This window comes from Sinomonas sp. ASV322 (assembly GCF_030908245.1).
GTDB lineage: Bacteria > Actinomycetota > Actinomycetes > Actinomycetales > Micrococcaceae > Sinomonas.
The window spans coordinates 45,714-59,342 of record NZ_JAVFJJ010000021.1 but is presented as its reverse complement, the minus strand read 5'-3'; the positions used below and the strand labels follow the sequence as shown (position 1 = coordinate 59,342).

Genomic DNA, 13,629 nt, shown 5'->3' with positions numbered 1-13,629 from the left:
CTGATATGGAGTAGTCCGCTGTCAAGTGGGCATGGCGAGGCGCCGCCGGGAGGGAGTCCTGGCGGCGCCTCTGTGCTTCGCGTGGCGGGCGCCGGCGAGCGTGTCGTTGGGCGACGCGCGGTCAGGCTGATATGCGCGGGTTGGCTACCGCAGGGCGGTGGTTCGGCTGGAGTCGGTCCGCGTGTCTAGGAGCGAACGTTGGCCCCAGGAGGGGGTCTGTTCATAGTTGCGCCGCGGGTGGCTCCACGCGCTGCCGCCGGCACCTTGCGCCGTGGCGAAGCGGCCTTCGGGAGTCAGTCGTCGTCCATGACTGCCAGGGACCAGCACCAGCCGGCCAGCTCGCGGGCGACGGCGACGTTGGCCACGGTCGGGCGCTTGCGCCGCTCGAGGAACCGCACCCACCGGGCGTGCAGGCGCTGGTTGCCCTCGTCGCCGCGGGCCCGTGCCGCGGCCGGGGCGAGCTCCCACCGGTCCCGAAGGGTCTTCCCGACCGCGTAGCGGGCACGGTGGTGCCAGGCGGCCTCGACCAGGAGGCGGCGGACGTGGGCGTTGCCGGTCTTGGTGATCGGCCCCTGCGCCCGGGACGCGCCCGAGGAATGCTCGGACGGGGTCAGCCCGACGAAGGAGCCGATGGTGGCCCCGGTGAACCGGTGCCAGTCTCCGATCTCTACCGCGAGGGCGAACCCGGTCAGCGTGCTGACCCCGCGCAGGCAGCCCAGGCGGTGTACGGCCGGGGCGAACTCGCTGCCCGCAGCGAGCTCCTCGATCGCGCGGTCGAGCCGGTCGCGGCGGGCTTTGACCGTCAGCACGGCCTCGTAGTCGGAGTCGAACGCCATCCGGGTCGCCCTCGAGCCCAGCGCCGGGGCCGCGTCCCTGCGCAGCCACGTGTCATGGGCCCCGGTCCAGGCATCGCCTCCGTCGTAGACGATCCCGTGCCGCAGCAGCAGCTTCGAGAGCCGGTGCCGGGCCCGCATCAGGTCCCCGCGGCAGTCCTCCCGCGCCCGCACCAGGTCACGCGCGGACTCCTGCTCCACGGTCGGGACCGCCACCGGGGTGACCTCGTCCAGGCGCAGCAGCCTCGCCAGGTGCACCGCGTCCCGGGCATCGGTCTTCACCCGGTCCCCCGACGGGCGCTGGAGCCGGGACGGGGCCGCAACCACGCACCTGACCCCCCGTGAGGTCAAGGCCCGCCAAAGCCCGAACCCCGTCGGGCCGGCCTCATAGACCACGGCGACCGGGCCTGGCAAGCAGGCCAGCCATGACCTGATCGCCTGCTCCGACGGGGCAAGCCTGGCCTGCACCAGCTCGCCGGTCACGCCGTCGATCGCCGCCGCGGCAACCGAACGGGCGTGCACATCCAGCCCAACACTCGTACGCTCAATGAACACCGGGGCCTCCCACGCATGTCGGATAGGCCGGGCAGGGGACTCTGCCCGGTAACCCACGAATCTGCGTGAGCGAGGCCCCGGCCCGCAACCACCCACGAAGTGGTGGTCACTCCATACCGTCTAGAGCTTTTCACGCGGCACGGCGCACCTTCCGGGGCGCGAGCGGGATCTCCCGCATCGCTCTTCCGAGAGGTGCGCCTTTCTGCGTTAACATCCGTCTCATCAGCCACAGCTCTGGCGTGAAGCCCCTGCGGACCGGATTATTAAGCCACCGCCCCTATTGAGTAAATCCAAACGCTGGACAATCGTGTCCTTCGGTGCGACCATCTTGTTGTCATCGCGCGGGCTCGCCGGCCTGAACGGCCCGTTGCTTCAATCATGGTCGAGAGGAACGCCATGGTAGGGCTGGCACATTCGTCACTCAGTTCACGCCACCACGAGTCCGTGGACGCCGTCATCGTCGGATCGGGATTCGGGGCCTCCGTCGCGGCTCTGCGGCTTGCCGAGGCAGGGCAGTCGGTCGTCCTCATGGAGCGGGGCCGCCCGTACGCCCCGGGGGAATTCGCCCGTTACCCGGACCAGATGGGCGCCAACTTCTGGGACCCGGATCGGCAGCTGTACGGGCTCTTCGACGCGTGGACGTTCCGCGGGCTCGAAGGCCTCGTCTCGGCCGGCCTCGGCGGCGGCTCGCTCATCTACGCGAACGTCCTCCTCCGCAAGGACGAGAAGTGGTTCGTCCGGGAGTCCCCCGTCCCGGGCGGCGGCTACGAGAACTGGCCCTTCACCAGGGCGGATCTCGACCCCTACTACGATCGGGCCGAGCAGATGCTCACCCCGGTCCGGTACCCCTACCAGAACACCCCCAAGACGAACGCGATGGAGGCGTCCGCGGCCACGCTCGGGCTCAACATCCAGCGGCCGCCGATCGCCGTCACGTTCTCCCCCACCCCAGGGGGCACACCCCGCACCAACGTCCCGCTTCCGCCGGCGCCCTACGGAAGCGTCCACGGCCCGGACGCGGTCCGCACCACGTGCACGCTGTGCGGAGAATGCGACCTCGGCTGCAACTCTGGCGCCAAGAACACCCTCGACCACACCTATCTGTCCGCGGCCAAATACGCCGGGGCCGATCTGCGCACGCTCCACGATGTGCGCGGGATCCGCCCCGTGCCGGGCGGGTATGAGGTGCGGTACGTCGTTCACGATCCCGAGGGCCCGGGCGGGCTGCTCGCTGAGCGGATCATCCGCTGCCGCCGCCTCGTGCTCGGCGCCGGGACGTTCGGCACGAACTTCCTCCTGCTCCGAAACCGCGGCTCCCTGCCTGGGCTCAGCTCGACGCTCGGCACCCGCTTCAGTGGCAACGGGGACCTCCTCACCTTCATCCTCGACGCGAAGACGCCGAGCCCAGACGGGGAAAAGCCGGGCGTCCGGACGCTGTACGGGAGCGACGGCCCCGTCATCACGACAGCGATCCGCGTCCCGGACACGGTCGACGGCGGGACGGGCCGCGGCTACTACGTCGAGGACGCGGGATACCCGGCCTTCATGAACTGGCTCATCGAGACCGCCGACCTCACCAGCACGGCCGAGCGGACCGCGAAGGTCGCGCTGCAGCTCCTCAAGGACCGCGTCTTCGAGGCGCGGCGGTCGAATATCTCGTCCGACCTCGCCGCCGCTCTCGGCGACGGGCACCTCTCGGCCAGCTCGCTCCCGCTGCTCGGCATGGGACGCGACGTTCCCGACGGCGTGATGGGCCTCGCCGAGGGAAAGCTCGAGATCGACTGGACCATCGCGACGTCCGAGAAGTACTTCGCGCGGGTCCGCGGAACGATGGAGGACATCGCGGGCCAGCTCGACGGGCGATTCGTCGACAACCCGCTCTGGTGGGCCAAGCGCGTCATCACGGTTCACCCCATCGGCGGCGCCCCGGCCGGGGACAACCCCTCGTCCGGCGTGTGCGACCCCTACGGCGAGGTCTTCGGCTACCCGGGCCTCTACGTCGTGGACGGAGCTGCCATGCCCGGGCCCGTCGGGGCAAATCCGTCGCTCACCATCGCGGCGTTCGCCGAGCGGGCGTGCGAGCGCCTGCTCTCGTCGGCGTCGTCGGCCGCGTCGGCCGCGTCGGCCGCGTCGGCCACATCCGCGTCGGCCACATCCGCGTCCCCCACGACGGCGGCGTCGTCCCCGGCCGCGTCGGCCACACCGGCGCCGACGACGACGGCGGGCGAGGCGGCGCCGTCGTCCGCCCATGGCGCGGCAAACCCGGCCGACGCGCCCGCCCCCAGCGAGCCCGCCGCGGTCCCGTTGGGGCCACGGTCCCTCGCGCCGGACGCGACCAAAGGCCTCGGCGCCCGCCGCGAACGCCCAGGCGCGCCCCTCGACGCCGCGGACCGCCATCGCGCCGAAAGGCGGGCGGCCGCCCCTGCCGGGGCGACGTCCGTGGCGTTCACCGAGCAGATGCACGGCTGGTTCAGCCCCGAGGCCACAGACCCGGCCGTGGGCAGCAGCCTAGGGCGCGAGCAGGGCAAGAGTGTCATGTTCGAGCTCACGATCACCGCCCCGGACATCGAGGAGTTCGTCGCGGACCCGAGCCACGCCGGCGTCGCGACCGGCTATCTCGTGGCAGACCAGTACGGCGGGCGCCTCCCCGTGGAACGGGGATGGTTCAACCTGTTCGTCGACGACGGCTCCTTCGGCGGGCGGCCCGCACGGCGCATGCTGTACCGCCTCTGGGTCCGTGACCCGGGCGGAACGAAGCTCACGTTCACGGGCCACAAGCTCGTCCGCGAGGACGGCGTGCTCAACCTGTGGCGGGACACAAGCACCCTGTACGCGACCTTCCTCCACGGCCACGTCCCGCCTCCCGCGGACGGGACGGAGACGACGCCGGGCGAGCAGCCCGAAGTCGTCGGCGCCGGCATCCTGCATATCCGGCCCCCGGACTTCGCGAAGCAGCTCACGACGTTCCGCACGGCCGGCCCCGCGGGGCCCGAAGCGCTCGCGACGTTCGGACGCTTCTTCCTCGGCCAGCTCTGGACCGTGTACGGCCCGGGCGCCCGCCGCGCGCTCTCCACGCCGAGCTGATCCGGCTGTCCCAGCCGGCTCCGCCGAAACGCTGACCCATGACCACGGAAGGAGCGAAGCCATGGACATCACCCGCGCCGACCATGTGACCACCATCATCCCGTTCAGGGCACGAGACGGCCGCCCCCTCAGCCTCGTCCACGTGACGTCCCCGATCGCGCCGTCGAAGGGGCCCGTCCTGCTCGTCCACGGCGCAGGGGTCCGCGCCGAGCTGTTCCGGCCGCCGGTCGCGACCACCCTCGTCGACGTCCTCCTCGAGGACGGGTGGGACGTGTGGATGCTCAACTGGCGCGCGTCGATCGACCTCGCCCCGGTTGCGTGGACCCTCGCCGACGCCGCCGTCTACGACCACCCGGCCGCCGTCGACCGCGTCCTCGACGAGACCGGCGCCGAGACGCTCAAGGCGGTGATCCACTGCCAGGGGTCCACCTCATTCGCGATGTCTGCGGCGGCAGGCCTGCTCCCGCGCGTCGACACGATCGTCTCGAACGCCGTTTCGCTGCATCCCGTGGTTCCGGGCTTCTCGCGATTCAAAATCGAACGCCTCGCCCCGCTTGTGCAGCATTTCAGCCCGTTCATCTCCCCCGCGTGGGGAATCCGCTCGGAGGGGTATTTCAGCCGGGTGGTGCGCGCGATCGTCAAGGCGAGCCACCACGAATGCGACAACACGGTGTGCAAGCTCGTGAGCTTCACGTACGGGAGCGGGCGGCCGGCGCTCTGGCGGCACGAGAATCTCGACGAGGCGACCCATTCGTGGATCCAGGGCGAATTCGCCGAAGTGCCGCTGAGCTTCTTCACCGAAATGGCCCGCTGCATCAGGGCGGGGAGCCTCGTGACGGTCGGACACCACCCCGAGCTCCCCGATGACTTCGGGGCCCAGGCGCCCCGGACCGACGCGCGCTTCGCCCTCCTCGCGGGACTCGACAACCTGTGTTTCCTCCCGGAAAGCCAGGAACGCACCTACGAATTCCTCGGACGCCACCGGCCCGGCCGGGACACGCTCCACCTCATTCCCGGCTACGGGCATCTCGATGTCTTCTTCGGGGCCAATGCCTGGCAGGACACCTTCCCGATCATCGTCAAGGAGTTGAACTCATGAATTCCCTCGCACGGCTCCTCACTCCGCTCGTCAAGCTCATGCCATCGACGCTCCCCGAACGCCAGAACGAGCTCCGCGGCCAATACGCCTCGGCGGACACGATCGAATTCGTCATGCCCGTGAATTCGCATCACTCCCCCGTCCTCATGGCGGCGTTCCCCGTCAACGCGAGGGCCGCCGCGGCGCTCCTGCCCGGAAAGGAGCTCCACCCGCTGACCATCGGAGGAAAGGGGATCCTCATGGTCACGATCGTCAACTACGAATCGACGAACATCGGGAAATACATCGAATACTCGCTCGCGATCGCCGTCACCCACGGACTCAAGCCGCGCCCGCCGCTCTTGCCGTTCGTTTTCCAGAAGAGCATGGGAATGGGACAGTTCGTCGTCGACCTCCCCGTGAGCACCGAGATCTCCGTCAAGGGCGGGAAGGGCATCTGGGGCATGCCGAAGCATCAGGCCAACCTTGACTTCGTCATCGACGAGACCACCGTCTCGGCCCAATACGATCTCGACGGAAAACTCGGCTGCTACGTCGAGATCGAAAAGCCCGAGCCCATGGGGCTGCCCCTCAAGATGGCGGCCTCCAACTATTGCGCGTTCCGAGGAATGCTCTGGAAGTCGGACATCTATTTCGAGGCCGTCGCCGACGTTGCCTTCGGGCGCAAGGCCAAGGGACGGATTGTCTTCGGCGACTCGCCCCGGGTCGCGCCCTTCAAGACCCTCGGCGTCGGGAGCAGTCCGCTCTTCACGGCGTGGCTCCCGCAGACGCACGGCGTGCTCGACGACCACTTCGAGGCATGGTTCCTCACGGCAGAGAGCCACGCGGCCCTCGCGTCGCTCGACGGCGGCGAAGGCCTCGAGAGCGTCGTGGGCCTCGGCAAGAGCCAGAAGTGGCTCGCACCGCCCGACCGCTCGCTCACCGCGGCGGACCGCCTCACCGTCGGAGGGCAGGCATCATGAACTGGCTGCTCCTGCTCGACGAGCTCTACTTCCTATTCGGGGCCACGATGTACGTCGGCACCATGTGGGTGCTCAAGTGGTTCCTCTACCCCACGTGGCGCTCGCTCGACCGCAGCAACGTCGACATGCACTTCGGCGTCCCGACCAAGCGGGCCACCGCGTTCTTCACCGTCGTCGTGCCCATCATGTTCATCGCCGGCGCCGTCATGATCTGGGCCGAATGGGGCACGACGCGCATCATCCCGGCCTTCATCTGCGAGGCGGGCATCATCGCGCTCACGATCGTGGGCCAGGGGCTCATCATCCCCATCAACATCAAGATCCGCAGCGGCGACTTCGCGGACGACAACGAGCTCCGGAGCATGCTCATCCGCTGGATGATGCTCAACGACATCCGCTTCTACGTCTCGACGATCACGTGGCTATCGATGGTGTGGATCCTCGTGGTGCGTGGGCACCTCCTGGGGTCCTTCGCGTGAGCGCCGCGGACCTCGGGCGGATCGCGCCCGACCGCAACGGGCGCGGCCTCCTCGCGTGGGCCTCGGCAGATCCTCTGCGCGCGCTCCTCGCGGCCATCGCCGTCGTCACGATAGTCTCCGGTGCCGCGCAGATCCCGCTCGGCGACGTCGTCCTCCGCTTCCTCGGCGTCACCCCCGGGCTCGTCGAGCGGCAGCTCTTCGGGACGATCGGCATGTTCATGGTCGTCGTGGGCGGGCTGCTCCTGCACACGCTCGCGACGTCGACGGCGTCCCGCCCGGTGCTCCTGTGGTGCGGCCTCCAGAAGGTCGGTGCCGCGGCCGCCGTCGGCATCGGCGTCGCAACCGCTGCCTTCGCGCCGCTCGCCCTGGCCGTCGCCTCGTTCGACTTCGTCACCGGGATCCTGTGCTTCGTCTACCTGAGGAAGCTCCCGCGTGTGCGGAGGCTCCGGCCGTGAAGCGCTCGCTCGTGCTTGCGGGAGGCGGGATGCGCGTCGCGTGGCAGGCCGGCGTCGTGCGCGCGCTCGCCGAGGAAGGCATCGAGTTCGACCACATCGACGGATCGTCGGGCGGAATCCTCGGCACCGGGATGCTCCTCTCGGGGGTCACCCCCGACGAGATGTGCAGCCGATGGTCGCGTCTGGACGTCAAGGACTTCAGCTCGGCGCTTCCGATCGGCGACTATCTCAAGGGTCCCGGCGCCCTCCCGGCGCTCGGCGACGCCGACGGCATCCTGCGGAAGGTCTTCCCGGCGCTCGGGATCGACGCCGACGAGATTCGACGGCGCGCTGGCCTCCCCGGCGCGGTCGAAGGCACGTTCAACGTCGCCGAATTCACACACAAGGTCGCCCACGCGATCGACGCTCAGCACATCGACGCCGAACTCATGGCCGCCGGCATGTCCCTCGCCCTCTTCGTCACTCCGCTCGAACGGGACGGGCAGGTCTGGACCGACGCCGTCTGGATGCGCGACGCGAACGTGCGGGAGGCGCTGCGCCGCGGCGCCGACGAGGTGTGGCTCGTGTGGTGCATCGGCAACTCGCCCTCGTGGGGCGACGGGCTGTTCGAGGCGTACGTGCACATGATCGAGATGAGCGCGATGGGCGCCCTTCTCGCCGACTTCGCCGAGGCCGCCGCGGCGGGGCGCGAGTTCGTGCTGCACGTCATCCGGCCCGAGCATCCGCTTCCGCTCGACCCCGAGTTCTACGTCGGCCGCATCGATGCGGACGCCCTGATCGGCATGGGATACCGGGACGCCCGCGCGTACCTCGGCACCCTGAATCCCGGTGGCGTCGCGCACGATGAGTCCTGCACCGCGATGATCGACCGTGTCCCCGGCGTCCGCTTCAACGAAGCGCTCCACGGCTCGGCCGAGGGGCAGCCGCTCTCGCTCCGGGTCACCCTCGTGGTGCCGACGCACGACGGCGTGCAGACGCCGGAGGTCACGGGCTACATCGACTTCGCGCCGTTCGGGTCCCGTGTCTTCCTCGCCGACGGCGCCGTCGAGTCCAGCGGCGAGCGGATCTCCTACCGCGGCCGTGTCCGAGTCGACGGCGAGTGGGCAGATTTCCGGCTCACGCGGACGTTCGACGACGGCGCGCTCGACGGGTGGCACGACGCGCGGCATGCGCGGCTCGAGATCGGCGGACGCATCGCGATTGATGTCTCGATGGGCCTCGGCGACGTCGCCGCGCTCCTCGGGTCGGTCGAACCCGTGGGCGTGCACGGCGTGGCCGACCGGGCGGCCGCCGTCGCGGGCTTCGCGGCGCGGGGCCTGCGCGAGCTGTTCGGCGCCTGACCAACCCGCCGCCTCTCGCGGGTGTCGGAATCTCACCAGTTTCTCTCCGCGTCCGACGGCGTGGCGCCGCCAGACGTCGGCGAGTCGCGCCGTCGTCGGCTTTGATCGTGGTGAGTTTCCGACGGGAGCGTCGGGGTCAGTCGGTGAAGATGGCCGTCACCACCTGGTCGGCCCAGTCGAGGATCTCCTTGTCCTGCAGATCCCGGCCGCCAATCGGTGCCGACTTCGGCTTCGGGATGAGCACCGCGTTGAGCGCGGCCTTGTACTGCGCCCCCTTGTACATGCGCGTGAGCCGCATGACCTTCGACTCGGGCAGGTCCGCTGGCGCGAACCTCACCATGTTCCCCTGAAGCGCGACGTCGGTCAGCCCGGCCGCGCGGGCCCGCACACGGAAGCGGGCGACGGCGGCAAGGTTCGCCACGGGCGCGGGCGGCTCGCCGTAGCGGTCGGTGAGCTCGTCCACGACCTCGGCGATCGCGCCGTCGTCGTTCGCGGCTGCGAGCTTGCGGTAGGCCTCGAGCCTGAGCCGCTCCCCCGGGACGTAATCGTGCGGGAGGTGAGCGTTGACCGGGAGCTCGATCTTCATCTCCGCGGCCTTCTCCTCGGCCTCGCCCCGGAAGTCCGCGACGGCCTCCCCGACGAGCCGGATGTAGAGGTCGAACCCGACCCCCGCGATGTGCCCGGACTGCTCGCCGCCGAGCAGGTTGCCCGCGCCGCGGATCTCGAGGTCCTTCATGGCGAGCTGCATGCCCGCGCCGAGCTCGTTGTGCGCCGCAACGGCCTTGAGGCGCTCGAGCGCGACCTCGCCGAGCGGCTTCTCGGACGGGTAGAGGAAGTACGCGTAGGCCCGCTCGCGGCCGCGGCCCACGCGCCCGCGGAGCTGGTGGAGCTGCGAGAGACCGTACGAATCCGAGCGGTCGATGATGAGAGTGTTCGCGTTCGAGATGTCGAGGCCGGTCTCGATGATCGTCGTGCACACGAGCACGTCGAAGCGCTTCTCCCAGAAGTCCACGATGATCTGCTCGAGGCGGTGCTCCGACATCTGACCGTGCGCAACCTCGACGCGCGCCTCGGGCACGAGCTCGCGGATCGCGGCCGCCGTCTTCTCGATCGACGAAACGCGGTTGTGGACGAAGAAGACCTGGCCCTCGCGCATGAGCTCGCGCCGGATCGCGGCCGAGACCTGCTTGTCCGTGTACGGGCCCACGTAGGTGAGCACAGGGTGGCGCTCCTCGGGCGGGGTCGCGAGGGTCGACGTCTCGCGGATGCCGGTGAGTGACATCTCGAGCGTGCGCGGGATCGGCGTCGCGGACATCGCGAGGACGTCCACGTTCGTGCGCATCTTCTTGAGCGCCTCCTTGTGCTCGACGCCGAAGCGCTGCTCCTCGTCCACGATCACGAGCCCGAGGTCCTTGAACTCGACCTCCTTCGAAAGGAGCCGATGCGTCCCGATGACGACGTCGACCGCGCCGCTCTTGAGGCCGTCGACGGCCTCCTTCGCCTCCGACCCCGTCTGGAAGCGGCTCAGGGCCTGCACGCGCACGGGGAAGCCCGAGAAGCGCTCCGAGAACGTCTCGAAGTGCTGCTGCGCGAGAAGCGTCGTCGGGACGAGGACCGCTACCTGCTTGCCGTCCTGGACGGCCTTGAACGCGGCGCGGACGGCGATCTCGGTCTTGCCATAGCCGACGTCGCCCGAGACGAGGCGGTCCATGGGCACCTCGCGCTCCATGTCCGCCTTGACCTCGTTGATGGTCGTGAGCTGGTCCGGCGTCTCAATGTACGGAAACGCCTCCTCGAGCTCGCGCTGCCACGGGGTGTCCGGCCCGAACGCGTGGCCTCGCGAGGCCATCCGGGCGGAGTAGAGGCGGATGAGCTCGCCCGCGATCTCCTTGACAGCCTTCTTGGCCTTCGACTTCGTCGCCGCCCAGTCCGCGCCGCCCATCTTCGAGAGCGACGGCGTGTCCCCGCCCACGTAGCGGGTCACCTGGTCGAGCTGGTCGGTGGGCACGAAGAGGCGGTCGCCGGGCGCGCCGCGCTTGGAGGACGCGTATTCGAGGACGAGGTACTCGCGCATCGCGTCGGTCCCGGCGCCCCCGGCCCGCCGCTGCACGAGCTCGACGAACTTCCCAATCCCATGCTGCTCGTGCACCACGAAGTCGCCCGCGTGGAGCTGGAGGGGGTCGACGGCGTTGCGGCGGCGCGAGGGCATCTTGCGCATGTCGCGGGTCCCCGAGGCGCTCGCCCGGCCGAGGAGGTCCGCCTCCGTCAGCAGGCCGAGCTTGAGGCCGTCGAGGACGAAGCCCTTGCCGGCGGTCGCCGTCGTGATCTCGATGATGCCCGCCTCGGGCTCGCCCTCGAGGCCTTCGAGCCGCGTGCACGGAATATCGGCGTCGTGGAACAGCTCGGCGAGGCGCTGCGCGGGCCCGGGGCCGTCCGTCGCGACGACGATGCGCCACTGGTCGGCGACCCGCGAGCCGATGAACTGCATCATCTCGCCGACGTCGCCGTGGTACCCACGCGGCTCGCGCGCCGCGATCGAGAGCGTGTCGATGTCGAGGACGGTCTCCTCGTCGACGCCGAGCGACGTCACGGACCACCACGAGACGGACCGCGTGAGCGCGGCTGCCCGGGTGTCCGCGAGGGAGGCGAAGCTCGCGTCCTCAAGGCGACCCGCGTGCGCAGCTGTATCCTGGCCGGAGCCAGCGCCCGCCGCGACGCTCAGATCCAAAGGCGCCGCCCCGCCGTCGGACGCGGTGGCCCACGCGGCGGCGAGGAATTCGTCGTTGGTCGCGGCGAGGTCGTGCGCGCGGGTTCGCACCTTCTCTGGCTCGAGGACGAGCGCGACCGAGCCCCCGGGAAGCTCGTCGACGAATGGCACCATTGCGTCGACGAGGAGCGGCGCCAAGGACTCCATGCCCTCGACCGCGATGCCGCCCGCGATCTTCTCGAGCATGTCCTCGGCCGCGGGGAGCGAGCCCTTGAGTTTCGCGGCCCGGCTCATGACGGACGGCGTGATGAGCAGTTCGCGGCACGGCGGCGCGAAGAGCGCGCCCGGGTGGTGGACGTGCGGGCCCGTGAGCGAGCGCTGGTCGGCGACCGCGAACCAGCGCATCTGCTCGACCTCGTCGCCGAAGAACTCGACGCGCACGGGGTGGTCCTCGGTCGGCGGGAAGACGTCGATGATCCCGCCGCGCACGGCGAACTCGCCGCGGTGGGTCACCATGTCGACGCGCGCATAGGCGGCCGCGGCGAGCGAGCGCACGACGTCGTCGAACGAGCGTTCCTGCCCGACGGCGAGGGAGACCGGTGCGAGGTCGCCGAGGCCCGCGACGAGCGGCTGGAGCACGGCCCGAATGGGCGCGACGACGACGCGGAGCTCACTGCCCGCCGTCCCGGGGTGGGCGAGGCGGCGCAGGACGGCGAGGCGGCGGCCGACCGTGTCGGAACGTGGCGAAAGACGCTCGTGCGGGAGGGTCTCCCAGCTCGGGAAGAGTGCCACGGAATCGGCCGGAAGGTACGCGCCGAGTGCGTCGACGAGGTCCTCGGCCTCGCGTCCGGTCGCGGTCACGGCGAGGACGACTGCGCCCTCGTCCGGGACGCATTCGAGGATCTCGGCGACGATGACGGGCCGCATGCCCGCAGGCGCCGCCACCTGGAGGTCCTGGCTGCGGCGCGCGGCGGGCTTGGACGCGTAGTCGCGGAGCCGAGCGACGGTGGGGTCTTCGGCCACCGCGCGGCGGAGCCCCTCGAGCGATGCGGGTCGTAGCACGTCCACAGACACGTGATTCCTCCAGGGCAGCACAGAAACCCGGCAGCTCGCGAGAGTCCGGGGGATGCACCTAGCCTAGCGCGTCGCCCCGGCGTAGGCCCCGGTAGCATGGCGCGATGCCGGTCCCCACCGCCACCGCCAGCCGGCCTGTCTGGCCGCTGCGGCGACGTCATGGACGGCGGGGCGGTCACATCGGGCCTCTAGGATGGTGGGGGCCACCCTCCCCACCAGTCCAGATTGGAAGGACTCCATGGCGCTCGAAGCAAACACCACCCTCAACTACCCCGTCGACCAGGTCGCCGCCGTCTTCGCGGACGAGGCGTTCCAGCGCCACGTGAGCGAACTCGTGGGCGGAAAGCTCGAATCGTTCACGGTCGACGGCGATGTCGCCGGTGCGTTCAAGGCGACGGTCGTCCGCCAGGTCCCCACGGGGCGCCTCCCCGAGATCGCGAAGAAGTTCGTGGGCGAGTACCTCAACGTCACGCAGTTCGAGACGTGGACGGCGCCCGACGCGGATGGCTCGCGCCAGGCGGACATCACGGTCAAGGTCGCGGGTGCCCCCGTCGACGTCGCGGCCGTCCAGCGCCTCGCGGCCGACGGCGGGACCACGCGGATTGAGCTCACGGGCACCGTGTCGAGCTCCGTCCCGTTCCTCGGCGGCAAGATCGCCGAGGCCGCCGAGCCGATGGTCGGCAAGGCCCTCAACCTCGAGGCCACGCAGGCGGCCGCGTGGCTCGCGGGCGAGATCGTCTGATGCAGCTTCCTGCAGCGCTCTCGTGGCTCCTCATTGTCGCGGGAGTGTGGAGCGTCGTCGTGTGGCCGCAGTTCCTTCGCCGTGTCATGAAGGACCCGCGGGCGAAGGACGAATCCGGCCGAGCGACCCGGTTCCTCACCGTGCACATGTTCCTCGTGACGATCTCGGTGACGCTCGGCGTTGCCGTCGCGATCGTGGGAGTGCGGACGCTGTTCGCCTAGGTGCCTCCCGCATGACCGTCCCTCGATGACACAACCGTCCCCTCTGCCCCCACGCGGGGGACGGTTGTGCGGCTTCGG

10 protein-coding genes are annotated in these 13,629 nt (G+C 70.2%); 8 read left to right on the top strand and 2 right to left on the bottom strand.

Features of this window, described 5'->3' with window-relative positions; all coding sequences use genetic code 11:
- Positions 1–293: 293 nt before the first annotated feature.
- On the bottom strand, positions 294–1,388 hold the full coding sequence (locus tag RBS12_RS18765; protein WP_307964926.1) for an IS110 family transposase: 1,095 nt from the start codon (positions 1,386–1,388) through the stop codon (positions 294–296).
- A gap of 444 nt (positions 1,389–1,832) precedes the next feature.
- Between RBS12_RS18765 and RBS12_RS18760 the strand changes: the two genes are divergently transcribed.
- From RBS12_RS18760 to RBS12_RS18735, 6 genes are all read left to right on the top strand, one after another.
- Entirely contained in the window at positions 1,833–4,472 is a 2,640-nt protein-coding gene (locus RBS12_RS18760; protein WP_307967681.1) for a GMC family oxidoreductase, read from the top strand.
- Positions 4,473–4,533: 61 nt separating this feature from the next.
- Entirely contained in the window at positions 4,534–5,571 is a 1,038-nt protein-coding gene (locus tag RBS12_RS18755) for an alpha/beta fold hydrolase (protein WP_307967680.1), read from the top strand.
- Complete coding sequence (locus RBS12_RS18750; protein WP_307967678.1) at positions 5,568–6,533, top strand: acetoacetate decarboxylase family protein; 966 nt, start codon at positions 5,568–5,570, stop codon at positions 6,531–6,533. Before RBS12_RS18755 ends, RBS12_RS18750 begins: the two co-directional genes overlap by 4 nt.
- Positions 6,530–7,012, top strand: a complete 483-nt coding sequence (locus RBS12_RS18745; protein WP_307967677.1) for a hypothetical protein — start codon at positions 6,530–6,532, stop codon at positions 7,010–7,012. The genes RBS12_RS18750 and RBS12_RS18745 overlap by 4 nt, the downstream gene beginning before the upstream one ends.
- Entirely contained in the window at positions 7,009–7,467 is a 459-nt protein-coding gene (locus RBS12_RS18740) for a hypothetical protein (RefSeq protein WP_307967676.1), read from the top strand. The genes RBS12_RS18745 and RBS12_RS18740 overlap by 4 nt, the downstream gene beginning before the upstream one ends.
- Positions 7,464–8,807 carry a patatin-like phospholipase family protein gene (locus RBS12_RS18735; RefSeq protein ID WP_307967675.1) on the top strand — a complete coding sequence of 448 codons (1,344 nt, stop codon included), beginning with the start codon at positions 7,464–7,466 and terminating at the stop codon, positions 8,805–8,807. The genes RBS12_RS18740 and RBS12_RS18735 overlap by 4 nt, the downstream gene beginning before the upstream one ends.
- Positions 8,808–8,943: 136 nt before the next feature.
- Here the strand turns inward: RBS12_RS18735 and mfd are convergent, their stop codons facing one another.
- A complete protein-coding gene (gene mfd, locus RBS12_RS18730) occupies positions 8,944–12,576 on the bottom strand; it encodes a transcription-repair coupling factor (RefSeq protein ID WP_307967674.1) in 3,633 nt (1,210 codons plus the stop codon).
- Positions 12,577–12,826: 250 nt separating this feature from the next.
- On the opposite strand from mfd, the gene RBS12_RS18725 reads away from it, so the two are divergent.
- Both RBS12_RS18725 and RBS12_RS18720 read left to right on the top strand, forming a co-directional pair.
- Positions 12,827–13,330 carry a DUF2505 domain-containing protein gene (locus RBS12_RS18725; RefSeq protein ID WP_307967673.1) on the top strand — a complete coding sequence of 168 codons (504 nt, stop codon included), beginning with the start codon at positions 12,827–12,829 and terminating at the stop codon, positions 13,328–13,330.
- Positions 13,330–13,551, top strand: coding sequence for an SCO4848 family membrane protein (locus tag RBS12_RS18720; RefSeq protein WP_307967672.1), 222 nt, complete (start codon positions 13,330–13,332; stop codon positions 13,549–13,551). The genes RBS12_RS18725 and RBS12_RS18720 overlap by 1 nt, the downstream gene beginning before the upstream one ends.
- Positions 13,552–13,629: the final 78 nt, after the last annotated feature.